We start from the raw sequence: 22,824 nt of genomic DNA, 5'->3' as shown, positions 1-22,824 counted from the left end.
TGCCAATCCGCTTGCTGGTGAGCGAGGGCTTGCATCTGCGGCTTCAAGGCGTCCAGACGTGGCGCCAACGCCTGGAGATGGTCTTCGCTGTCAGCCCGCACCGTTGGCGCCGCCCGCGAGCGCCGCTGCTTTGCCGCACCCTGCAGTTCGTCCCAGCCACCCGTCGCTGCGGCCACGACCCGATGTTGCCTCAGCAGGGTGCGGACGCCAGCTTCGGTGTGGGGCACTTTTAAGGTTGTCCCTTGGGGCCGCAGGTACACATCCAAACGGGCGGGACAAACATCAATACCAACCCCTGTTCTTTCTCCAAGCAGCGTTTCGGCGGCGGTCGCTTGGGGTGGCCCTTTGACAACGCGTCCTTGCACAGGCGCGCGCACACGTTCTAGCGAGCCTTCGAGTTGGCCTCATGGGCCTATGCGCGTGGCGCCAAACGCTACCAAACGGTGTCAAGCACCTGGGGCGAACTGGATGGCCACGCGCTTCTTAAAAATACAGGCACCCAAGCGACAGAGCCGTGTTTGATGCCCTTAGGAACGACCGGTTACCGACCGCTGAAGCGACAAGGGACGTTCCATATCACGTCCCTACAGCAAGAATTGCATCTTATTACAGCAATTGTCGTTTGAATAAGCCACATCAACTTAGTATGAGCGTCTCGCTCACACCTGCGAGCAAGAAGCTCGCACTGTGGCTGATCCATTTGCAAACGGCTGTAAATTCGCGTTCCTAAATGCTTTGTCTAAGCGTTCAGCTGTCGGTGCTTGGCCATAAGTTAAAGATTAGTTTTTACTGATAGCTGATAGCTGATAGCTGATAGCTGTAGCTGATAGCTAATTACAATTTCATCCTTAAACAGGTGCAATCAGTGGAGAGACGCTGTAAAGTAGTACAAACGCTCTTTGTAACTTTATGCAATCTCCACTAACACCCTCTCAGCAACGGGTCTTTACCTGGATTGAGGATTTCGTTGCCCAACATGGCATGGCACCGACCTACCGTGAGATTCAGAAAGGTTTGGGCTATCGATCACTGGCGTCAGTACAACTCCACATTGATACACTGACAGAGAAGCGGCTCATTAGCCATGCACCGCGTAAATCTCGATCGCTCAAAATTCTGCGACCCAGCGATGGGATTCCGTTAGTAGGGGCGATCGCAGCGCACAGTCTGGTCGAAACGTTTTCTGATCAGGAGATACAGCACCTTGAGCTTTCCTGTTTGCCAAAATTAGCGCATCTTTCCCAGCACGAGCGATCGCAACATTTTGCGCTGCAAGTGCGAGGCGACAGTATGACGGGAGCGATGATTGATCACGATGATGTCGTGATTATGCGACGCGAAAGCAATCCCCGCTCGATCCGCAACGGCACGATCGTGGCCGCTCGGCGAAACGGTGCCACCACCCTCAAATATCTTTATCGTCGCGGTCAACAAATTACGCTCCAGCCTGCTAATCCTGCTTACGAACCGACAGTCATTGATACGACTGTTGAAGAGCTAGAGATTCAGGGTGTCTATGTTGGGTTACTGCGAGGTTTGGTGTAGTTTGCGACTTTGAGACCGTAACGCCTGAAAAAGGCTGCATCTCAGGTGCGTGCAGCCGGTAAACGCGGCCGATTCGTTGGTGACGGACTGGTACGCTCAGGATCGTCGGTGAGGAGAAACTCGCGAATGAAGCGAGCGATCGCCCGTTGTGCCAGACCTTCGGCAATTTGCTGCCCCATTTGCTGTGCTTCTGGTTTAAACAACAGTTTAGGAATGGCGGGTAAGAGTTTTGTGGCATCAAAGCCACGCGTTTCCTGCAAGATGCCCCAAATGCGCTTGAGGTGCTCCAGAGTTTGCTGGCTTTCTGTTGGCACCGTTGTTGTACGATTGACAGTCAAACCAATCCGTTCTGCTAGAATGTAGCGGATGCTGTTGAGCGCATTGCTGCCGATCGAATCGACCCCTTTAATGACTTCCTCCACGATCTGATGGCGAATCAAATCACCCCGCTCAGAGAATAAGTAATCGAGCGTTTGATCAACCACCTTGCTCAAATCGTAATCGCTGCTGCTACGGGCATTTCGCAGCAAGTTCTCCAGACGGTTCCAACGAAAGCTGTCGTCTTTAAACAGTAGATCTTTCAAAGAGGCTCTCAGTTCGGGAGCCGGGTCTGTCAATAAGCGCTTGGCAACGTAAGGATAGGCTTTACTGAGTACTTTGAAATCGGGATCGACGTTGATAGCGATGCCTTCGAGGGTCACGAGCGAGCGAATGATCAGCGCGTAATATGCCGGTACGCGAAATGGAAACTCATACATCAACGCCGATAGCTGATCAGTGATGCTTTTAATATTAATCTCAGCGACACTGGTTCCCAATGCATCGTTAAAGACGGTGGCAAAGGCAGGAATAATGGGTGTCAGATCAGTCTCAGGAGTGAGAAATTCCAGCTTCACGTAGTCTTTCGCCAGACCTTCAAAGTCGCGGTTAACCAGGTGTACGATCGCTTCAATTAAGCCGTAACGCTGAGCTGGTTTGACCTCGCTCATCATGCCAAAATCCAGGTATGCCAGCTTTCCATCGGGTGTTGCTAACAGGTTGCCGGGGTGGGGATCAGCATGAAAGAAGCCATTTTCTAAAAGCTGCCGTAACGAACATTGCACACCGACTTCGATCAGATAGCCTGCATCAATGCCTTGTACCCGAATCGCTTCTGGTTGAGTCAGCTTCGTACCGGTGATCCACTCCATTGTCAGGACGCGCCGCCCAGTATATTGCCAGTAAATCTTAGGCACGTAAACATCCTGCATATGCCCGTAGAGTTTGGCAAAGCGCTCTGCATTTCGCCCTTCCTGGTTGTAGTCCATCTCTTCGAAGATGCGGGCGGAAAACTCGTCCATAATGCCGACCAGGTCGCTACGAATCCGCTTCACATACCGCATGGCAAGGGCAGCCAGCCCGCGCAGAATGTAAGTATCCAGGGCAATGCTTTGCGCGAGACCAGGGCGTTGCACTTTGACGGCAACTTCTTCACCCGTCTTGAGTCTGCCGCGATAAACCTGTCCGAGAGATGCTGCTGCGATCGGATCGACCGTTAACTCGGCATAGATGGCGTCAGGCGAGTCACCTAACTCCTCTTCAATAAACCGATAGGCAACTGCGTTCTCAAAGGGCGGCAACTGGTCTTGTAGACGGGTCAGTTCTTCTAAATAGTCAGGTGGTACAAGGTCAGGTCGTGTAGACAATGCTTGTCCAACTTTAATGAAGGCTGGCCCCATACGCGTCAAGATTTCACGCAGACGGACTGCTTGCTGCTTGTGCTTGCTTTCAGTGAAGCCAAAGCGAGCGTTCCACCACCAGATCAACCCAAAGGTAAGGAACGGAAAAAAGATATTAAAAACTCTTCCCCAGACCTGAAAGGGCTGCTGGCGATAATGAGCTGCGATCGCTTCAGCGTCATACCTCAGAGCACCATCATCCTCGTCAGGCGGAAGCATATCAGCTAGTAGCGAACGTTCCTCAACTTCAATTTCACTGCCTTCATCCAGCACGGTCGTCGGCGTGATTCTACCGTCTACCCCGTCCTGAAACCGCCTTGCAGAGCCCAGAGTGGTAGGCTCTGGAAACGAGACTGATTGAGGTGGGGCGGTCTTGACATTCATGAGCTTGCAGCCGGGTAAGAGCGGTTGTAATATATTGTAACAACAGTTTTTGCGTTCGCCTGTCGTTAAAGCCTTAAGCAACTGAAAGTCTTCAGCCTTTTAGAGTTAGCAACTGTTGTTTGGCAGCGATCTCAAGCACCAGTGCTTCGACAAAACCTTGTATAAAGGTATGTTTTCTCTAGTTAAACACCACGCTTCTCTACTTTGATCTACCCAGCGGGACAAATACAAGGTGAGCTTTCCGAACTAAATATCATTACATACCGGTAGGTAAACAACGCTGCCTTGATACGGGGGGTAGTGCATCAAATTAAGGTGGGTTAGTTAAAGTGGAGAGACCTCTACTCTCAAGCAAGACTTGTGGAATGTTGGCTCTGCGGTAGGCAGCTGGGCGATCATTAGCTTGTTTCTTTCGCTCTTTCTAGGCGGTTGGACGACCACTCGCGCCTGCGGCCCCATGAACCGCAGCACTGGTTTGCTGAATGGTGCCATTCTTTGGGCAACCACCTTAGCCATCAGTGCCTGGTTAATTTCTAGCGGTGTTTCCGGAGCCCTTGGGATTACAGCTTCGAATGCCGGAGAAGTACTTAATCAGGCTCAGCAGAATGCTGCTAACATTCCAAATCCAACCGCTATTCCCAATGTGACTGCTCAGCAGACGCGCGACATTGCCGGGAATGCGGCTAAGGTCGGTTGGTCGGTTGCGATCGATTCTTTACTGGGATTAGCAGCCTCATTAATTGGCTCTTCCATTGGTACGCGGAGTCCTCGGATAAACGCGACGACTACCACCACTGTTCAACATTAGTGAACTCAACACTAGTAAGCCGCTTGACTACGTCCAAATTTTGTAATCCTTCTGATTGGAGACTGACCTATGGCATCAACACTTAACGACACAAAACGTGCCGCGATCGGCATGCAGCTTTCTAGCATCAAAGCAATGCAAGAGTTGCTGATCAGCAATGAGCAAGCGCTGATTCCTTTAATCTCAGATACTGAGATTCGCGAGCGTTTCCAAAAAATGTTAGATGACGACCAAAAAAACATGGGCGTTTTGGATACAGTTATCGTCCAGTATGGCAACCCAGAGGAGCCCAAAAAGACGGTAACTGAATTCATCAAAAAGGTTAAAGAACTGATGGCAGGCTCAGAACTGTCGTTGTATGAAAAAGTATTTCAGCATGAATTGCTCAAGCATCAGCAAGCAATGAGTGGCATCGTTGTGCATAAAGCAGCGCAAAAGGTTGGTGCAGATGTTGAAGCGGCGATCACTCCACTAAACACCGTCAATTTTGAGAATCGTGCTCACCAAGAGCAATGGAAAGGCATGCTTGAAGTGTTAGGTGTTCGTGAATTGACTGGTCAAGAAGCCGATCAAGGATTGTGGGCACGTGTGCAAGATGCAGTTGCAGCGTTAACAGGTGTTGCTGGTAGCGTGGTCACTCAAACGTCTGATAAGTCCGATATGAACGTTCAGGATGTGATCCGCATGGATCACCAAAAAGTGAGCACCTTGTTTACTGAGCTGAACCAATCGAATGACCCGCAGAAGATTCAAGAGTATTTTGGGCAGATTTACAAAGATCTAATGGTGCATTCAAAAGCAGAAGAGCAAGTGGTATATCCTGCTATCCGTTCGTTTTATGGTGATGACAACACGCAAGAGCTGTACGATGAACAGGCCCAAATGGCAGTACTACTGGATGAAATTAAAGCGATCGATCCTGCTCATTCTGAGTTTAAAGTCAAGGTCAATCAACTTAAGGACATGGTAATGGATCACGTTCGCCAGGAAGAAAGCACCATGTTTATTGCCATCCGCAATAACTGCAGCAGTGAACAAAGTGAGCAACTAGCGAGCCAGTTTAAAGCAGCAAAAAGCCAATTACAAGAAGAGTTGAAAGCTTCCTTTAGATAAGGGCTTAATGAGTTTTCTTGTCTGAGCTTCTGGGGCGCATTTGTTTGCGCCCTTTTTGTCGATCGCAAATTTTTATGAGTAGATCAATATTTTGTCAGAAACACCTTCCTTCTCTAGGAAGAGTGATTGTATAAAGTTTGTTGTTACATTCGACGGTGTTGTTGCAAGTAAGAAAACTAGTCATGGAAAACATTCAGAACGCGATCAAGGATGCAAAAGACGCATTACCAGATATAATCCCGACGCCACCGGGCTTAAAGGCCGAATCTTCGGCTCATGATCTTAAATCACGCTTAGAATGGGGCGAGCCTGCACTGACAATCCTTGATGTGCGCGATCGTGAATCCTTCAATCGGGGTCACATTATGGGTGCAATGCCGATGCCACTCGACCGCCTGGTTGATAGTGCTAAATCGATTGATCAGGTACGAGACATTTATGTCTATGGTGCCACCAATGAAGAAACCAATCAGGCAGCAACCAAATTAAGAGAAGCAGGCTTCCGCAATGTGGCAACGCTGAAAGGCGGGCTGGAAGGTTGGAAAGCGATCGAGGGTTCTACCGAAGGCCCTGACGAAGTTTTACCACCCGGAGCTGATGCTTATAACGTCGTTTCTCGTTTGGCGCATCATCAGCAAACGCAGAAAAAGTAAGGTCTGTCTTACCACCTCTAACCTGAGTTAGAGGTATGAGCAGCGTTCGCACGGTAGCATTTGTGAGCAGCAATATGGAACTACCGTTTGAACAGCGTAAAGAAGGCATGGTTAAATTTGCTTGATTAACCGTCTTTCGTTGGATTTGTTATTAGCAAACTATAGACATTCTGTTTTCTGCAAAGCCTCAAAACTGGCTAATGTAGGTTAATAGCTCGTCTGAGGAATATGTAACGCTGTTTAGAACGATCGCAATGTCTTGGAATAACCCATTGTGATTATTTGAGCGTGCTTCCCTTTCTGTTTCGAGAAGCTGGCTATAGGTTGCCCATTTTGGCTTTTGGGATACTCCTTAAAGCAGGTCGATCACAGTAATTGATTAACCAAAACTAGACTTACTTGGAGTGAACAAATGAGTAAATTTCTCTCTTTTTTCAAAGGCATGCAATTGGATCGAATGTTGATCATTGTCGCTGCCAGTCTGCTCATGCTGTTTGGTACGGCTTGCAGTCGTGCCAATGCAACAGACACGGCAACAATGAAAGATTTGAGTGGCTCTAGTCCTAACCCGCCTGGTCAGGTTCAACCTTACAAGGGCGGCATGAACAACTTTGACGACGTTGACACGACCCGTCTCGATAAGGGCGAGGTTGATGCTAAAGCCAAAGCGCTGAAGGATCAAGTAGAACGCAACATCACCCAGAAAGGCATCGATAGCCCTGAACAATACGTCAAGAATTTTCGCAGCGGCACACCGTTGAATGAGCGCATTGGGAATATTGGCGATGATTTGGGTCAGAGTGCGACTGACGTTAAAGAGAATCTGCAGCAATTTGGGGAGCGCGGCTCAAAGAATTTAGAGCGCAATGTGAAAGGGCTGCCTGGACAGGCTTCACGCACAGTCGATCAGGCAAAGCAAAATGCAAAAGCAGCTGGTGAGGATATCACTAGAGGTGTTAAAGAGCCAATCGATAAAGCTGGCAGAGCCTTTAATCGTGCGGGTGATGCTGTTCAGGACAAAGCGGATGATACGGCTGATGCAGCTGAGCGTGCGGTGGATCGAGCGCTTTAGTTCCATCATTCAAACCGATTGCAGGATGAACTTTGAGGTAGACCTACTATGACACAAACGCCGAATATTCCTCCCGTAATTGAAAGTGATGAGAGAGAGTACCGTGATAGCGGCGTGCCCAGCACCGTCGCTATCGCGGGCCATCCGCTCCATCCTTTGATTGTTACCTTTCCCATCGCGTTTCTCACTGGTGCCTTAGGCACCGATGTTGGTTATTGGCTGACTGGTGATCTGTTCTGGGCACGTGCCTCTTTCTGGCTCATTGGTGCAGGTGTTGCCGCTGGGCTGGTGGCAGCCGCAACCGGCATGCTGGATTTTCTGAAAATCGATCGCGTTCGCGAACATCAGGCAGGTTGGGTGCACATGACGGGCAATATTGCCGTTTTAACCTTATCGCTGGTCAACTTCGTCTTGAGATGGGGCAATCAGGGAGGTGCCGTCCTTCCTACGGGTTTGGTGATCTCTCTGTTTGTAGCTACACTCATTGGTATAACCGGCTGGTATGGTGCAGAACTGGTTTATCGCCACAAGATTGCTGTGATTGGCTATGGCAGCAATCACAGACCCTAAATATGTGACTTGACTGTGTGACTTGGAACGCGAAGCAGGGTTCGTTTGCCATCTCGCTTCCATCACACTTTCCAGGTCATCCCACTGCTTAGTTTATCCCATTGTTTAGTTCAACACTGGCTGTCGTCAGGGAAAGTAGCTTTCCCTGACGATTTTTTCAAGCAGCAATCTTCTTTAGCAAGCATTTTCTGACAAACAAAAGGCCCATCCAAAAGCTAGAAAAGTTGTTGGCAATCACCTCAAACTTCCGACAGCAAAGCCATATTGAATCTACAGATAGACGTGTAACAAAAGCGAAGCCGTTAAAATGCTGAGCAAAGTGAACTGATTAGCTAACACTAATATGAATCAGCGATCGCTTTCAAATGAGGCGTTGTTCGGCAGCGAGCATGTTGCTAGTTTGGGTCAGGTTACAGTGCTGCGATCGCTAGCGGGACTGGGCGATTTTCTTTGTCTTATCCCAGCCTTACGATCGCTGCGTGTTGCCTTACCGCAAGCGAAAATCACTCTGGTAGGGTTAGCTCACATCTTGCACCATTCTCAAGAAGGCATTTTTCAGGTCTTGTGACGCTTGCATCGCTCCGCCCTGAACTTAAGTAATTCCTACCCTGCGGGAAGCCAAAGCTACGGAAACGCGATGCGAACAGGCTAATCGAGGAAAGCCCACTGTAGGCTTTGCCTTCCCGAAGGGTAGTGGACTAGGAGACAACTGAGCGGTGTTTTAGTCCGTTTTAACGGATTTCACCGATTAGCATGCAATTCATTGCAGGGTGCTTATTGCCGTTGGTGCAAGCGATTCATTAACAATCCGTTCCTTTTCCACATGATTCACGTCACGCTCATTGCAGGCACCTATGAACCGACCCAATGTGGTGTGGCTAACGATACCGATCGCCTCCGCACCCACTTGAATAAACTGGGCGTTCAATCGGTGGTCATGACAACATACGATGCGGCGCAAACGGCACAGAACCCAAATGTTAAATGTTATCGGTTCTGTGCCTGACTGGAGCGTGGCTTGTCTGGTTGCAGGTAGTGAAAGGTGGTTAGATGCGCCACGATCGTGGATAGCCCCGTTGCAGGTAAAACAATTCCTGTAGTACCGGGACGATGGGAGGCGATCGCGCTCACAACCGAGGGTGAAACGCCCACTACGGTCAGCGAGAGGTCATTTGCTACTTGTGCAATCAGATGCCCAAGGCTAATTTCTGCACCACCCAGACCCATCGCATCGGTGTAAACCAGAACCCGATGTAGAGAACGAATACTTGGCTCAGAAGTTGTCATAGCTGGAATCTTCTTTACCTGGATCATGCGAAGTGGAGTGAGCGGTTGGCACTATTACTTACAAATCAACGTTGCTGCAAAGTGCCTGCACACGGACTCCCTCTCAAGATAGACACAGGCTCTGTCTCGTGATGGAAGGCTGGAATTGCTATCGTCAGTAGCTTTAAGAGGTGATTTCCAGTGTTGATGGCTCAATCTTTTAGAACGTCTCTTGAGGCGATGAGACTGCAGCAAAGCATACATGACATTGCGTCCATCAGTTAAAACCCGTTGTAAGGAAGAGAAATGCAACTCAAGCGAATAGAGCAACAGGTTGTTGCGATCGTCGGAGCATCAAGCGGCATTGGACGCGAAGCCGCCCTTAGATTTGCAGCGCGCGGTGCCAAAGTGGTCGTTGCAGCACGCAGCGAACCAGGACTGGCATCGCTAGTAAACGAAATCCATCAGTTAGGAGGGGACGCAACCGCAATCACGGCTGATGTTTCCGAGTATGAACAGGTAAAGGTGATCGCTGACAAAACGGTTGCTACTTATGGTCGCTTGGACACATGGGTACATTCCTCTGCGACGGCTATCGTTGCGCCGTTTGAACAAGTCACACCAGAAGAGTTCAAACGTGTCATTGATGTCACCCTAATGGGACAAGTTTATGGAGCGATGGTGGCATTGCCTCACCTCAAGCGTGAAGGACAGGGGGCATTAATCCATATTTCTTCGATGGAAGGGCGACGCGCACTGCCGTTACAAAGCTCCTATTCATCAGCAAAGCATGGTGTAGAAGGGTTTCTCGAATCACTGCGGGTTGAGTTGCAGCATGAAGGTAGTGCCGTTAGTGTCACCAGTATCAAGCCAGCGGTAATCAACACACCATTTTATAACAATGCGTTGACCAAGTTGGGTGTCAAGCCCACTGGGCTACCCCCCTACTATGCACCCAGCCTAGTTACTGACGCGGTACTCTACACGGCTGAGCATCCCACACGTGATTTCATTGTGGGTGATGTTGGTAAAATCCTGGATATCTTGCAGCGACTTTCACCCGCGTTGGTTGATTCCTTTTTGGTGCTGGCAGGTTTTCAAGGTCAGCAGACCAATGAATTGAAGTCTGCGGATGCACCTAACAATCTTTATGAGCCAGTTCCAGAAAACGATCGCGTCGAAGGGGACTTTGGCAATCTCACCATTCCTAGCGTTACCGATTGGCTCGATCGCCATCCTGCCTTGGGTTGGGGAGTTGCTGGCTCTGCCGTAGGCGCAGCTTTTCTAGCCTTGTTGGCAGCACAAGCATTCAACAGTGACCATTAGATCAAGCCAGTAGATCAAGCCAGTAGATCAAGCCAGTAGATCAAGCCAGTAGATCAGCGTTTTTTAGCGAGTAGAACGCCCATAAGCACAACGATTGAGATAGTAAACGATCGCAGGAGGCATTTAGGTTATGGAAGAAATTACAACACCGCAAAGTGCCCAACAATCAGCTCCCACTCAAAGTGATGCTGAACGCTGGGCATCGGTGATTGGTGGCAGCGCAATGGTTTTGTTTGGCTTACAGCAACGATCGCTGCGTGGGGTACTAACCGCCTTAGCGGGTGGCAGTCTTGCCTATCACGGCATGCAGGGTGAGAAGAGCCTTCCAGAGGCTGTGGGTGAAGCGGTTGGTTTGAATAAAGTCATTCGGGCTGAAAGAACCGTCACAATCAATAAGCCCGCCGAAGAGCTTTATAACTACTGGCACGACTTTGCAAACCTGCCCGCGTTTATGAAGCACATTCAAGCGGTTACGGTGATGGATGCGCGGCGGTCGCACTGGGTTGCCAAAGCACCGTTGGGACAAAGTATTGAGTGGGATGCCGACCTGGTTGACGATCGCCCGAATGAGCTCATTGCCTGGGCCTCAGTTGAAGGCGCTGATGTCGACCATTCTGGGTTCGTTCGCTTTAAGCCTGCGGGCGATCGGGGTACAGAAGTAAAAGTCGTCACTGAATACAATCCACCCGGCGGGCTTTTGGGCACTGCTCTTGCCAAGCTGTTTGGCGAAGAACCAGAACAGCAAATCGGTGATGAACTCAACCGCTTTAAGCAATTGATGGAAGCAGGTGAAATTGCCACTACCGAAGGGCAATCAACCTGTAGAGGTTAGGTGCAACAGTGAAGGGCTTTTCCTTACGCTTACCCCTAAAGCAACAGTTTCCACCGTCAATGTTTAAGCAACGAGGTTTTTATGATGTGCGTCACTCAATTACGCAAGTGCTTCAGTGCTTTTTTGATCGCTGCCATGCTGCTTTTAGGCCCTCTAGCGATCGGTGATTTTCAGCGTACTGCGATCGCAGCGCCGTTGCCTCCCGAAGCGGCTACTTATGAAATCGATCAAGCGAATAGTCCACAGGACGCTCATGCAAGGCTTCAGCAGAAAGCAGCGGATTATAAAGAAGAACTGCAAGACAACTCTGCCTACACTAAGCAGGCCACCGAGAAAGCTACTGCAGAGACAAAGAATGCCTTTAAGCGGGCAGCTGATGACGTTCGAGACAAGCTCAATCTGGATGAACCCGTGCCACAAAGCACTAAAGATTTCTTGAATGACATCAAACCATAAATGCAGCTCTACTGAAGTCTGGTGACGTTTAGAACATACCTACTTTTTCAAAAGGACAGACTCATGAATCATATTGCTCAACTACGTAAGTTTTTCACTGTTTCGCTACTCGCTGTGGCATTGTTGATGGGCACAGCTTTTAGTTCTGTAACCCAAAGCGCTTTAGCTGGTGATACCCATGCAACAAACGAAGTTTCTAACTTCAAGGGTGACAGCAGCAATGTCAATCGGTCGTACCACGAGTTGCAGGAAGCGGCTCATGATTTCCGGCAGAACTTTCGCGATGACATTACAAGTGGTCAACGAACACCGTCTAAGGATCGCACCAACAGCCCAAAACAAGCAGCTAAAAACGTCAGCAAAAATACTCGCGGTGCCTTTGGACGCACGGCTGATGCGATCAAAGACACATTAGATCCCGGTTAACGATCGCATGCGCATCCATCAACTTATCGACGTATTAATTTACCGCTGTTAGGAGTTTGATTGAATGAAAGCTGTTTGCTGGCATGGTGCCAATGATGTACGGGTTGACAATGTACCTGACCCGAAGATCCTCAATCCACGTGACGCGATTGTCAATATCACGTCTACTGCAATTTGTGGTTCCGACCTACATCTCTATGATGGCTATATTCCCACCATGCAGTCAGGGGATATCTTGGGTCATGAATTTATGGGAGAAGTAGTTGAATTAGGTTCTTCAGTGAAGAACCTGCAAATTGGCGATCGCGTGGTCGTTCCTTTTACAATCTCCTGTGGCAGTTGTTTTTTCTGCAACCGCGACTTATGGTCTCTCTGTGACAACAGCAATCCTAATGCCTGGATGGCAGAGAAACTGTATGGACACTCGGCTGCAGGCTTATTTGGCTATTCCCATCTATTCGGTGGTTATGCGGGCGGGCAAGCAGAATATGCACGCGTGCCGTTTGCCGATGTGGGTCTGTTTAAGATCCCTGACGGCCTTACCGATGAACAAGTGCTGTTCCTCACCGATATCTTTCCAACAGGCTATATGGCAGCGGAAAACTGCAACATTCAGCCAGGTGACGTCGTTGCGGTTTGGGGTTGTGGGCCTGTAGGCCAGTTTGCCATCCGCAGTGCTTACTTGCTTGGTGCAGAACGGGTGATTGCGATCGATCGCGTTCCCGAACGACTGCAAATGGCAAAAGAACAGGGCAAAGCCGAAACCATCAACTACGAAGAAGTTGATGCAGGTGAAGCCGTGAAAGAAATGACAGGCGGTCGGGGGCCAGATGCTGTCATTGATGCCGTGGGGATGGAAGCTCATGGCACCGGTCTGGATGCACTGTATGATCAGGCAAAACAGGCAGTACGGCTAGAGACCGATCGACCAACGGCATTGCGTCAACTCATTCTTGCATGCCGCAAAGGTGGGTACGTCTCCATGCCAGGTGTTTACGGTGGTTTGCTGGATAAAGTGCCTATGGGTGCTGCTTTCAGCAAAGGATTAACCTTTAAAATGGGGCAGACACATGTCCATCGTTACCTGCAACCATTGTTGGAGCATATCCAAAATGGTGACATTGATCCCTCGTTTGTGATTACCCATCACATGGCATTAGACGATGCCCCACGTGGCTATGAGATCTTTAAGCACAAGAAAGACAAGTGCATTAAGATTGTTCTAAAGCCGTAAGCTAGGAACAGTGTACTAAACCATCCCATCAGTAGGAAGACACAACTGTTTGTAGGATGGATAAAGCCGTTCCGGCCTACCAAAAAAGTGTTGGCGCAGCCATGTCGAAGGCTTTTAGCGTAACCTATGCATAGGCTGGGTTTCATACTTCAGCCCAACCTATACCTAAACCATCACAAAGCATTTTAAAAAACGTCAGAAGACTCTTATTAAGAGCTCTTCTGGCGTTTTTTGGCCTTTAAAGGCATGGATCTCTTTATTTTTAATCGGCAACTATAAAATCACCCTAACGGGTACCATGCATTGTTCTTGGCTTCGCTTAACATTTCAATAGATTCAGAACGACATCTTGATGGTAATTGAGTGCTCATTTTAACCCAAAGCCGATTTCAGTAGATTTCAGATGTTGTGAAAGCGAGGTAGGACTCATTAAATTCAAGGCCTCATGCCTTTTTATGAAGGCCTTCTAGTGCTTTAAAGCTAGACGTTTCATGCTGCAGATGTGGCGTTTTTATTGATGTCGATCGCGCCAAACTACGCGTTAGGTTGCATCAGTATAAGCGTGCTTTTTAATTGCATTTTTTGACTGCGAAGTAAGTGGCTATTCTGTCTAGATGCTAGAAAACGTTTACCCAGGAATTGTTGACCATGCCCAAACCATTTCTACAGATTCCAAATTGGTTCTCCTCTGAAAACCAGGGTGGCAACATCGCTGTTGCAGACCTGAACAATGATGGACAGCAAGACCTTATTGTTTTGATGATAGATAACCCACCAGGACAAAATCAGGGTTTCTACCGCATTGGTAAGCGCTTGGATGTGAACGGTAACGTGACGGCTGGATGGGGTGATTGGATTCCTGTACCCGACTGGTTCTCTCAAGAAAATCAAGGTGCCGGTGTCGCGATCGCCGACCTCAATAAAGATGGAAAATCGGATCTCATTATCTTTATGGTTGATAACCCTGAAGGTAAAAATCAGGGCTTCTACAAAGTGGGTAAAAGCCTGGATATCAACGGCAATGTCACGGGTGGTTGGAGTAACTGGATTCCTGTACCCAACTGGTTTTCTTGGGAAAATCAAGGTGCTGGCATTGCGATCGCTGACTTGAATAAAGACGGTCAGCCAGAGCTTATTGTCTTCATGATTGATAATCCACCGCAACTGAATCAGGGGTTCTATAAGATTGGGCAGAAGCTCGATGCAAATGGCAATGTGACAGGCGGCTGGAGCGATTGGATTCCTGTACCAGACTGGTTTTCGTGGGAAAATCAAGGCGCTGGAGTGACGATCGCTGATCTTGAAAACAACGGCGTGCTAGATCTTCTGATCTTTCAAATTGATAATGCGATCGGTCAGAATCAAGCGTTCTACCGTATCGGCAGCGGCATTAACGCCAATGGCACCGTTGCTGATTGGAGTAACTGGCTCGGTGTACCCAACTGGTTTTCGTGGGAGAACCAGGGTGGTGGCATCGCAGCCACCAAGTTGAATGGGAAGCACAAACTCTTTACCTTCATGGTGGATAACCCACCTAACAAAAATGAAGGATTCTATGAAGTGTTGGATTTGGAACACGATCCAACGATCCAGGGCAAATGGGAGTTATTGCCTTTCAACTCTGGTGTCCTGGCCGTTCATGCGGCGTTGTTGCCTCAAGGAAAAGTGCTCTTCTTTGCAGGGTCAGGCAGCAGCGCCAAACGGTTTGCCAGCAACGATTTTGGTAACGAAGCCAAGGGTATTTTCACCAGTGTTGTTTGGGACCCGACTGTAAGCCCTAATAGTGGAACGCCCAACTTTACGCACCCCAAAACCATCCGCGATGGTCAAGGTAAACCCTTTGATTTCTTCTGCGGTGGTGATGCGTTTCTAGCCGATGGTCGCTTGCTCTCTGCTGGAGGCACCTCACACTACAATCCGTTTATGGGACGAGCAGACGCCACTGTTTTTAATCTCCAAACGGAGCAATGGTCGTTCATAAAACCAATGGCGCATGGTCGCTGGTATCCAACCCTCATTCCGCTAGGTGATGGGCGCATTCTGGCTACCACTGGCTTGAATGAAGCTGGAAATGCTCATAACCAGGCGTTGGAAATCTACTCAGACAAAACCAACACCTGGCAAACATTACAATTTGCACCAGGCTTTCCAGGGTTACCGCTCTACGCCCATCTGTTTTTGCTGCAAGACGGCAGAATCTTCTTCTCCGGTGGTCGGATGGATGACCCGCTTCAGGTACAGCCCTGTATTTTCGATTTGAAGCAAAATCCGGTGCCAGTGAAGCCTGTTCCCGATCTGCTCGACCCAGTACTGCGCAACCAATCGGCAAGCGTGCTGCTGCCACCCGCCCAGGATCAAAAAGTCATGATTATGGGTGGAGGCCCCGTCGGCAAAGAAGACAAAACGGATGCGACCGATAAAGTCAGCATTGTCGATTTGAAGGCAGCGAATCCTAAGTATGTTGCCGCTGCCCCTATGCAACTGCCGCGCTTACATCTCAACTCTGTCTTACTGCCGGACCACACCGTTTTCGTGGGCGGTGGTGCTCTCAAGCAAGAGGATGAACCGCTATCCCGATTGCAGGCAGAGATCTATGACCCAGCCACCGATACCTGGCACTTGATGGCACCCGCGATCGTCCCCCGTCTCTATCACTCGACGGCTCTCTTGCTGCCTGATGGAAGAGTGGTCGCAGCGGGCGGCAATCCTGAAGGGGGACAATCTGTGACATGGGAACCCCCTGACCCTGAAGAAGAAATGCGGCTGGAAGTGTTTAGTCCACCGTACCTCTTCAAAGGCGCCCGTCCAGTGATTGGTGACGTGGTAACAGAATGGAAATACGGTCAAACCATCACGATCGCCTCTCCCCAAGCAGGAACACTTCGCTGGGTAAGTCTGGTCAAGAATGGTGTAACCACACATTCCTTCGACAGCGGGCAACGGTTGGTAGATTTGACGATCGTTTCTCAAGCTCAGGGTCTGATTCGGGCAACGATTACACCAAACCCAAATCTGGCTCCTCCCGGTTGGTACATGCTCTTCATCACAGATACAAATGGCGTACCATCAGTCGCAAAGTGGGTGCATCTAACCTGATGGTTTGTCAGACGTTTTTGAGGGGTATAGCTATAGCCATACTGGTTAGGACGGGGTGCAGGGGTGGAACCCCTGGCTGGGGGCACGCCCCCACTCCCCCTTTGATCCCAATGTCCTAAGCTTTGTGACAACAGCTATAGATCAATTCTCTTCATCTCATTTACAAAGCCTCGTAGGGAGGTACGGTTGTACCCCCCTACGAGGCTTTGTAGTTGAATGTCACTGACGGAAGTGGGTAAAAGGGCTCTGAAGCCTGATCTGAGAAGATTAGAGCCGTCAACCAGTCCTCAGTCTCACCAAGTATTTCCTGTTCAACAGTTGGCAGTATTTGATTGACTTCATGCTCTCTGATTCTGACCCCTCTTTAGCAACTGACTCCTCCTAAATTTTGAATTTGGCATTGCTGTATTGTATAAAAGTGAACCTCTTTTACACACGACCTTAATGCTTTCTTTCTTGAAATTAAACTCCTCTCCCTGTAGGGTGACGAAGGAATCGATTGATTTCGAGAGAATCCTTACTTAACTCAGGCTCAGTTGGCTGTCTGATGGTTAAGAAGACACTGTTTTTTGGAGAAAAATTATGGGTTGGCTACAACGAATTTTTGGGAAAGAAAAGCCTGAGGGTGCACAAGTGAACCCTACACCGACTCCTGCATCAGCAGAAGTACCCGAAGCAGAAAAAACTGAAACAGGCGCGATCGCACCTGAGCGGGTGGGGTTGAATGGTGAATACGACCAAAGCGGTCTGGCTAAGCGGGTTGCTCTAGCGTTTGACGAAGACTCCACTCTTGACGACGTTGAGACGTTGTGGGTCGCACAACTCGGTACAACGGTTGTGCTGAAGGGAAAGGTTCCGAGCCAGGATGTTTTGAATACAGCGATCGAGATTGCAAGAAGTGTAAACGGCGCTAGCGATGTGACAACTGCCGAAGTCAACGTCGGTTAGTGTCATCACCGTCGCCTCTAACGAGTGTGATCTACAGCTAAAAAAAGCTACAGGCAAGGGATTGATGCGTCGATCGCTTGCCTGTAGTTGTTTAAACGTGAGGTGAGACTATCAAGACTGCCTGACGCCAAGGCGTCAGTCCCAAGGAGCGTGGATTTAATCAAACCGGACATTTAGGGAGGATGTGTCACGGCTAGTGCCTAACACATCTTACCAAAAGCCGATGTTGTTTAATTCTCATTCCTACTATGTTTGACGGTGCAAGTGATCGCTTATCGCTCGTTGACGAAACGCGAAGGCTCAAAATTAACAGAGCGCTGAGTCTCAAACAATAAGATACTTAAGTTCTGTGTTCATTCACTGTTTGTTCGCTCTGCCGGACTACCATCGTGATCCATTCTTTTAGAAACGATTAATATGAACACCAAAATTAAACTACGCCCAGTGGCGATCTTCGTTGCGTTTTCAGTAGCGATAGCGCTTTCCAGTTGCTCCAAAAAGCCAGACGAGATCGCAACAGCACCGTCTCCGGCGATGTCGGCGACTCCAAGCACTGTAGCTAATACTCCTGCCGCCTCTCCATCTGCAATGTCAAGCATGGCACCACAGGCAGCACCAACGCTTTCAGCGAATGCATCAACTCTGGGCGTCAAGCCAAGCAATGAAACGACCTGTCCTTCAAATGCACCTGTCAAAGGCAAGGTAACAAAGAAACGGGGCAACATCTATCACGTTGCCAAAGAGCCTGACTTTGCCAGAGTCAAACCTGAAATTTGTTTCAAGGACACAGCAACGGCTGAAAAAGCTGGATTCCGAGCGCCCAGACAGTAGGATTGTCAACTGAAACAGGCAATCTGAATCAATAATCCAAAAGATCAGAAAGCAGAGGGGCGATCGTCTTTTCAGCGATCGCCTCTCTGCTGATCGTAGGTTCAACGCTTAGTTTGCCGATCGCTGCCGTTACCGTTTGTGCTAATCATTAGTCAAGCCAGCTAGCACCAGACCAACCGTGGAAGTTGGTTCCGGTACATCCGCAGAGTTTTGAGGTGAATGATTGATGGCAAAATCACGCAAGCTAGAAGAGACCCTCGCGGCACTCAATCAGATTGCTGACCCCACCTCTGACGCTGCGATCGCGACGCTGCAAAAAGTATTGGCAAGCAAAGAGGGGATCGCCATTGCCCAAGCAAGTCGCCTGATTCGCAAGGCTGAGATCCAGGCGTTGATGCCTGATCTTGTTGCTGCGTTTGAGCGCTGTATGGTCAAGCCTGAAACGACTGACCCAGGCTGCCTTGCCAAAACGGCGATTGCGGAAGCGCTCTATCATCTGGAATATAGCGAGGAAGGACTCTTTCTTGCTGGCATTCGGCATGTCCAAAGGGAGTCTGCCTGGGGCGGCAAACAGGATACCGCACCAGCACTGCGAAGTGTCTGTGCACTGAGCTTAGTTCGCATGAACTATTCACTGGTGCTGAGCGAACTGGCTGATTTACTCGCTGATCCTGAAGCGGAGGCACGCATTGGAGCCGTACGGGCGATCACTTATACCAACAACCCTGCCGCTGCACCACTACTGCGTTTGCGAGTCCAAATCGACGATGACCTGCCAGTTTTCTCCGAATGTTTGCTGGCGTTGCTCAAACTCACTCCAGGGCAAGCTTTACCACTGGCAACACGCTTTCTTGAGCCGTCGCAACCGCTATCGTCAGCCGCAGAACGTGCGTCCACAGTTGCTCTAGCGCTGGGTGAATCACGGTTACCAGAAGCCTTCAAGCCCTTGCAACACTGGTGGGAACGATCGCGCGATCCTGAACAACGCAAAACGGCTTTGTTGGCGATCGCGATGCTGCGCCAAGACGAACCGCTCAACTTTCTGCTATCACTCATCGCAGAAGGTCGATCACCAGACGCAAAGGATGCGATCGCGGCACTCAGCCTCTACCAAAAGGATGAGGTGTTGTGGCAGCGAGTCCGCCAAACTACTGAACAGCGCCCTGACTACAAAGATTTCAACGTTTAGATGCGATTGCGCCGTTATTCTCCGTTGACTGCAGAAGCCGAACGTGTCAATTACCCAAGCCTGCTTGAGTGCAATCACTACTGCCTTCTATTGATGAAAAGCGTCTGGCACTCTTCAAAGCGAGGAGAGCCTCAAACTACTTGCGCGATCGAATCTCCCACTGTATAGTTTAATAGTTCGAGGAGTTCGAACTATTAGCTAAAGGCGTCGTTCAGTCATTTATGGCAACCCCTGTCGATTCCTAAATTTATTTTGTGCGCTTGCTACCTCCCTCAAGGCTCGCTGATTGAGTCACTGATTGGGTTGATGGTTGTCTAAACGATTCATTGCTTCTGGAGAGAATATACTATGGGTCTTGATGTGAATCTTTTCTCGCCGCTTCAAGTGGGTCCCTACACACTACCAAATCGGATTGTGATGGCACCTCTAACTCGCAACCGCGCTGGTGCAGGCAATGTTCCCACTGAGTTAAATGCGACGTACTACACTCAACGTGCATCGGCAGGACTGCTGATTACAGAGGCAACTCAGGTAACACCGTATGGGCAGGGCTATCCCGCTACTCCGGGTATCCACTCACCGGAGCAAGTTGAGGGCTGGAAACGAGTCACTGAAGCGGTACACGCCCGTGGTGGTCGCATCTTCCTGCAGCTTTGGCACGTAGGACGGATTTCGCATCCCTCGTTGCTTCCTGATGGGGCCTTGCCGGTTGCGCCCAGCGCGATCGCGCCTACTGCTGGAGAAGCTTCAACCTATGAAGGTGCCAAGCCCTATGTCACACCACGTGCCCTGGAAAGCGATGAAATTCCAGGCATTGTCGAAGCGTATCGCAAAGGTGCCGAAAATGCTCTGGCAGCAGGCTTTGATGGGGTTGAAATCCACGGTGCAAACGGCTACTTGCTCGATCAGTTTTTGCGCGATGGTACGAACAAGCGTACCGATGCTTATGGTGGCAGCATCGAGAATCGCGCGCGTTTGCTGCTAGAAGTAACCGAAGCCGTTATTGGTGTCTGGGAAGCCGCTCGAGTGGGGGTTCGCCTCTCGCCCAGCAGCACCTTCAACAGCATGTCTGACTCTGATCCCAAAGTGACGTTTGGTTACGCCATCAATGCGCTCAACCGCTTTGGGCTGGCGTACCTACATCTGCTAGAGCCTAGCGAGGCCGATGAACGCTATGGCGGTACGCTCATTCCCACCGCTTATTTCCGTCCCATTTTCAAGGGATTGTTCATGACGAACTGGGACTACGATCGCGACAAAGCCAACGCTGCGATCGCTCGTGGTAATGCTGATCTGGTGTCATTTGGCAAGCTTTTCATCGCCAATCCCGATTTGCCAGAGCGCTTCTGGTTGAATACCCCGTTGAATGAGCCTGATGTCTCTACCTTTTACGGGGGCGATGAAAAGGGCTATACCGACTATCCAGCACTTGAGCTGCAGTCGGTCAGTCAGTAATTGGAGTACGAAGACAGGCTCGGAGTTAGGAGTCAGGAGTCAGGAGCCAGAATATACACCCCCTTCTGACTCCTGCATTCTGTCTTCTGTCTCCTTCCCATATTTTTGGAGACGATTGACGATGGACTTGAAGTTAGCAGGAAAATCAGCCTTAGTCAGCGGCTCTACCGGTGGCATCGGCTTTGCGATTGCCCAGTCACTTGCCCAAGAGGGTGCTTCGGTGATCATCAACGGGCGATCGGAGGAACGGGTCAAGCAGGCGATCGATAAAATCAATGCACTGGCTCCAAAGAGTAAACCATCCGGCATTGCTCTCGACTTGTCCACTCGTGAAGGTACTGAACAGCTCTTTCAGCAACTACCTGCTGTGGATATTTTGGTGAACAATCTGGGCGTTTACGAGCCAAAAGCGTTTGGCGATATCTCAGACGAGGACTGGCTCAAGATTTTTGAGGCCAATGTTTTAAGTGGTGTGCGCCTGAGCCGTCAGTATTTGCCCGCCATGCTGAAGCAAGACTGGGGAAGGATTATCTTTATTTCTAGCGAATCCGCCGTCCAAATTCCGGTAGAGATGATCCACTACGGCATGACTAAAACCGCGCAGTTGGCGATCGCCCGTGGTCTGGCTGAAATGACGGTTAGTACAGGCGTGACGGTCAATTCGGTGCTACCAGGCCCCACTCGCTCGGAAGGGGTGGGCGATTTTGTGGAAAAGATGGCTAGCGATCGCGGGGTCGATGTCGCGCAAGTCGAAAAAGAGTTTTTTGAGTCCGTGCGTCCTTCCTCACTCATCAAGCGTTTTGCCACGTCTGAAGAGGTCGCTGCCCTGGTGACGTATGTGTCTAGTCCCTTATCATCCGCTACTAATGGTGCTGCACTTCGGGTTGATGGCGGTGTGATCCGCTCCATTCTCTAGTCTTTGATCTTCTCTAGGCTTTGATTCACCTGAGAACTTTCACTACAACGTCTTTGTTGCTCGTGTCAGTAATCCTTACGCAGGCTAATTAGATCTCGTCGTAAACAGAGGTTCCTATGTCTGACAAACACTCTAAAGTTTGGTTCATTACAGGTAGCTCGACTGGCTTTGGGCGATCGCTCACCGAAGCGGTACTCAACCATGGCGATCGCGTCGTTGCCACTGCTCGTAAGCCCGAACAACTCGATGCTTTGCTGAGGCAATATCCCCAAACTGCGAAAGCCGTCCGACTGGATGTCACCGACCCACAGGACGTGCGTGATGTCATTAAGGTGGCTCTTGATAGGTTTGGGCAGATTGATGTGCTGGTGAACAATGCTGGCTATGGAGCAGTGGGCGCGATCGAAGAGGTGAGCGATACCGATATTCGCCGCCAGTTCGACACCAATGTTTTCGGTGCGCTCGATTTAACACGGGCCTTGCTGCCCACCTTCCGGCAACAGCGCAGTGGTCACATCCTCAACATTTCGTCTGTTGGGGGCTTCGTATCCTTCCCGGCATCTGGCATTTATTGCGCCACAAAGTTTGCGCTAGAAGCAATCTCTGAGGCGCTGTCAAAAGAAGTTGAGTCCTTGGGTATCAAGGTCACAATTATTGAACCCGGTGCCTTTCGGACTGATTTCAACGGACGATCGTTGGCAGCACCCGCTACCCTCATGGATGAGTACGCCTCCACCAGTGGTGCGATGCTCCAATGGCTTAAAGACATGGACGGCAAGCAACCAGGTGATCCTGACAAAGCTGCTGCTGCCATGATTCAAGTTGTGGAAAGCGACAATCCACCTTTGAGACTGGCGTTAGGAGCCGATGCTGTAGAGACGATCGCGGCCAAGCTCGAATCTGTTAAAACCGAACTTGATGCCTGGAAACAGGTCAGCATTGATACTGCTTTTGAAGGGGCAGTGATAGGAGCGATCGGTGGTTAG

At 49.8% G+C, this 22,824-nt stretch carries 22 protein-coding genes and 1 pseudogene; 20 read left to right on the top strand and 3 right to left on the bottom strand.

From position 1 onward, the window contains the following. Window positions 1-365: pseudogene (locus C7B82_RS19155) on the bottom strand (phasin family protein); the annotation flags it as partial. Between the two features lie 544 nt (window positions 366-909). Between C7B82_RS19155 and lexA the strand changes: the two are divergent. After that, entirely contained in the window at window positions 910-1,545 is a 636-nt protein-coding gene (lexA, locus tag C7B82_RS19150) for a transcriptional repressor LexA (protein WP_106257880.1), read from the top strand. 41 nt (window positions 1,546-1,586) lie between these two features. Here the strand turns inward: lexA and C7B82_RS19145 are convergent, their stop codons facing one another. Beyond that, window positions 1,587-3,647, bottom strand: coding sequence for an ABC1 kinase family protein (locus C7B82_RS19145; RefSeq protein ID WP_106257879.1), 2,061 nt, complete (start codon window positions 3,645-3,647; stop codon window positions 1,587-1,589). A 358-nt stretch (window positions 3,648-4,005) separates the two neighbouring features. Here C7B82_RS19145 and C7B82_RS19140 point away from each other — a divergent pair, with 358 nt between their 5' ends. The 7 genes from C7B82_RS19140 to C7B82_RS19110 all read left to right on the top strand — a co-directional run bounded on the left by C7B82_RS19140 (window position 4,006) and on the right by C7B82_RS19110 (window position 8,869). Further along, on the top strand, window positions 4,006-4,455 hold the full coding sequence (locus C7B82_RS19140) for a hypothetical protein (protein WP_106257878.1): 450 nt from the start codon (window positions 4,006-4,008) through the stop codon (window positions 4,453-4,455). Window positions 4,456-4,524: 69 nt separating this feature from the next. Further along, window positions 4,525-5,568, top strand: coding sequence for a hemerythrin domain-containing protein (locus tag C7B82_RS19135; RefSeq protein WP_106257877.1), 1,044 nt, complete (start codon window positions 4,525-4,527; stop codon window positions 5,566-5,568). 182 nt (window positions 5,569-5,750) lie between these two features. Then, complete coding sequence (locus C7B82_RS19130) at window positions 5,751-6,221, top strand: rhodanese-like domain-containing protein (RefSeq protein ID WP_106257876.1); 471 nt, start codon at window positions 5,751-5,753, stop codon at window positions 6,219-6,221. Window positions 6,222-6,633: 412 nt separating this feature from the next. Then, the gene (locus C7B82_RS19125; RefSeq protein WP_106257875.1) at window positions 6,634-7,293 is read left to right on the top strand and encodes a hypothetical protein; all 660 of its coding nucleotides are present in this window, start codon (window positions 6,634-6,636) and stop codon (window positions 7,291-7,293) included. A gap of 48 nt (window positions 7,294-7,341) precedes the next feature. Continuing rightward, on the top strand, window positions 7,342-7,863 hold the full coding sequence (locus tag C7B82_RS19120) for a DUF2231 domain-containing protein (protein WP_106257874.1): 522 nt from the start codon (window positions 7,342-7,344) through the stop codon (window positions 7,861-7,863). Window positions 7,864-8,206: 343 nt separating this feature from the next. Then, on the top strand, window positions 8,207-8,431 hold the full coding sequence (locus C7B82_RS19115; protein ID WP_106257873.1) for a hypothetical protein: 225 nt from the start codon (window positions 8,207-8,209) through the stop codon (window positions 8,429-8,431). Between the two features lie 255 nt (window positions 8,432-8,686). Continuing rightward, window positions 8,687-8,869 carry a hypothetical protein gene (locus C7B82_RS19110; protein ID WP_106257872.1) on the top strand — a complete coding sequence of 61 codons (183 nt, stop codon included), beginning with the start codon at window positions 8,687-8,689 and terminating at the stop codon, window positions 8,867-8,869. On the opposite strand, the gene C7B82_RS19105 is transcribed toward C7B82_RS19110, so the two are convergent. Continuing rightward, window positions 8,851-9,150, bottom strand: coding sequence for a hypothetical protein (locus C7B82_RS19105; RefSeq protein ID WP_106257871.1), 300 nt, complete (start codon window positions 9,148-9,150; stop codon window positions 8,851-8,853). The genes C7B82_RS19110 and C7B82_RS19105 overlap by 19 nt on opposite strands. A 285-nt stretch (window positions 9,151-9,435) precedes the next feature. Between C7B82_RS19105 and C7B82_RS19100 the strand changes: the two genes are divergently transcribed. The 12 genes from C7B82_RS19100 to C7B82_RS19040 all read left to right on the top strand — a co-directional run bounded on the left by C7B82_RS19100 (window position 9,436) and on the right by C7B82_RS19040 (window position 22,824). Further along, window positions 9,436-10,455 (top strand): SDR family oxidoreductase, encoded by a 1,020-nt coding sequence (locus tag C7B82_RS19100; RefSeq protein WP_106257870.1) that lies wholly within the window; start codon window positions 9,436-9,438, stop codon window positions 10,453-10,455. A 130-nt stretch (window positions 10,456-10,585) separates the two neighbouring features. Continuing rightward, the gene (locus tag C7B82_RS19095; protein ID WP_106257869.1) at window positions 10,586-11,287 is read left to right on the top strand and encodes an SRPBCC family protein; all 702 of its coding nucleotides are present in this window, start codon (window positions 10,586-10,588) and stop codon (window positions 11,285-11,287) included. 84 nt (window positions 11,288-11,371) lie between these two features. Further along, window positions 11,372-11,743, top strand: a complete 372-nt coding sequence (locus C7B82_RS19090; RefSeq protein WP_106257868.1) for a nucleotide exchange factor GrpE — start codon at window positions 11,372-11,374, stop codon at window positions 11,741-11,743. 63 nt (window positions 11,744-11,806) lie between these two features. Next, window positions 11,807-12,169, top strand: a complete 363-nt coding sequence (locus C7B82_RS19085; protein WP_106257867.1) for a hypothetical protein — start codon at window positions 11,807-11,809, stop codon at window positions 12,167-12,169. Window positions 12,170-12,233: 64 nt separating this feature from the next. Beyond that, window positions 12,234-13,403, top strand: coding sequence for a zinc-dependent alcohol dehydrogenase (locus tag C7B82_RS19080; RefSeq protein WP_106257866.1), 1,170 nt, complete (start codon window positions 12,234-12,236; stop codon window positions 13,401-13,403). Window positions 13,404-14,051: 648 nt separating this feature from the next. After that, window positions 14,052-16,499 carry a galactose oxidase-like domain-containing protein gene (locus tag C7B82_RS19075; RefSeq protein ID WP_106257865.1) on the top strand — a complete coding sequence of 816 codons (2,448 nt, stop codon included), beginning with the start codon at window positions 14,052-14,054 and terminating at the stop codon, window positions 16,497-16,499. 582 nt (window positions 16,500-17,081) lie between these two features. Continuing rightward, the gene (locus C7B82_RS19070) at window positions 17,082-17,447 is read left to right on the top strand and encodes a BON domain-containing protein (protein ID WP_106257864.1); all 366 of its coding nucleotides are present in this window, start codon (window positions 17,082-17,084) and stop codon (window positions 17,445-17,447) included. A gap of 417 nt (window positions 17,448-17,864) precedes the next feature. Further along, a complete protein-coding gene (locus tag C7B82_RS33250) occupies window positions 17,865-18,278 on the top strand; it encodes a sunset domain-containing protein (protein ID WP_146141196.1) in 414 nt (137 codons plus the stop codon). Between the two features lie 226 nt (window positions 18,279-18,504). Continuing rightward, entirely contained in the window at window positions 18,505-19,467 is a 963-nt protein-coding gene (locus C7B82_RS19055; protein WP_106257861.1) for a HEAT repeat domain-containing protein, read from the top strand. Between the two features lie 348 nt (window positions 19,468-19,815). Further along, a complete protein-coding gene (locus C7B82_RS19050) occupies window positions 19,816-20,922 on the top strand; it encodes an alkene reductase (protein WP_106257860.1) in 1,107 nt (368 codons plus the stop codon). Window positions 20,923-21,043: 121 nt separating this feature from the next. Further along, window positions 21,044-21,838 (top strand): SDR family NAD(P)-dependent oxidoreductase, encoded by a 795-nt coding sequence (locus C7B82_RS19045; RefSeq protein ID WP_106257859.1) that lies wholly within the window; start codon window positions 21,044-21,046, stop codon window positions 21,836-21,838. A 116-nt stretch (window positions 21,839-21,954) separates the two neighbouring features. After that, window positions 21,955-22,824 carry an oxidoreductase gene (locus C7B82_RS19040; protein WP_106257858.1) on the top strand — a complete coding sequence of 290 codons (870 nt, stop codon included), beginning with the start codon at window positions 21,955-21,957 and terminating at the stop codon, window positions 22,822-22,824.

The sequence above is a fragment of the Stenomitos frigidus ULC18 genome (genome assembly GCF_003003795.1).
Classification (GTDB): domain Bacteria; phylum Cyanobacteriota; class Cyanobacteriia; order Leptolyngbyales; family Leptolyngbyaceae; genus Stenomitos; species Stenomitos frigidus_A.
This window is presented reverse-complemented; position numbering and strand designations above follow the sequence as displayed.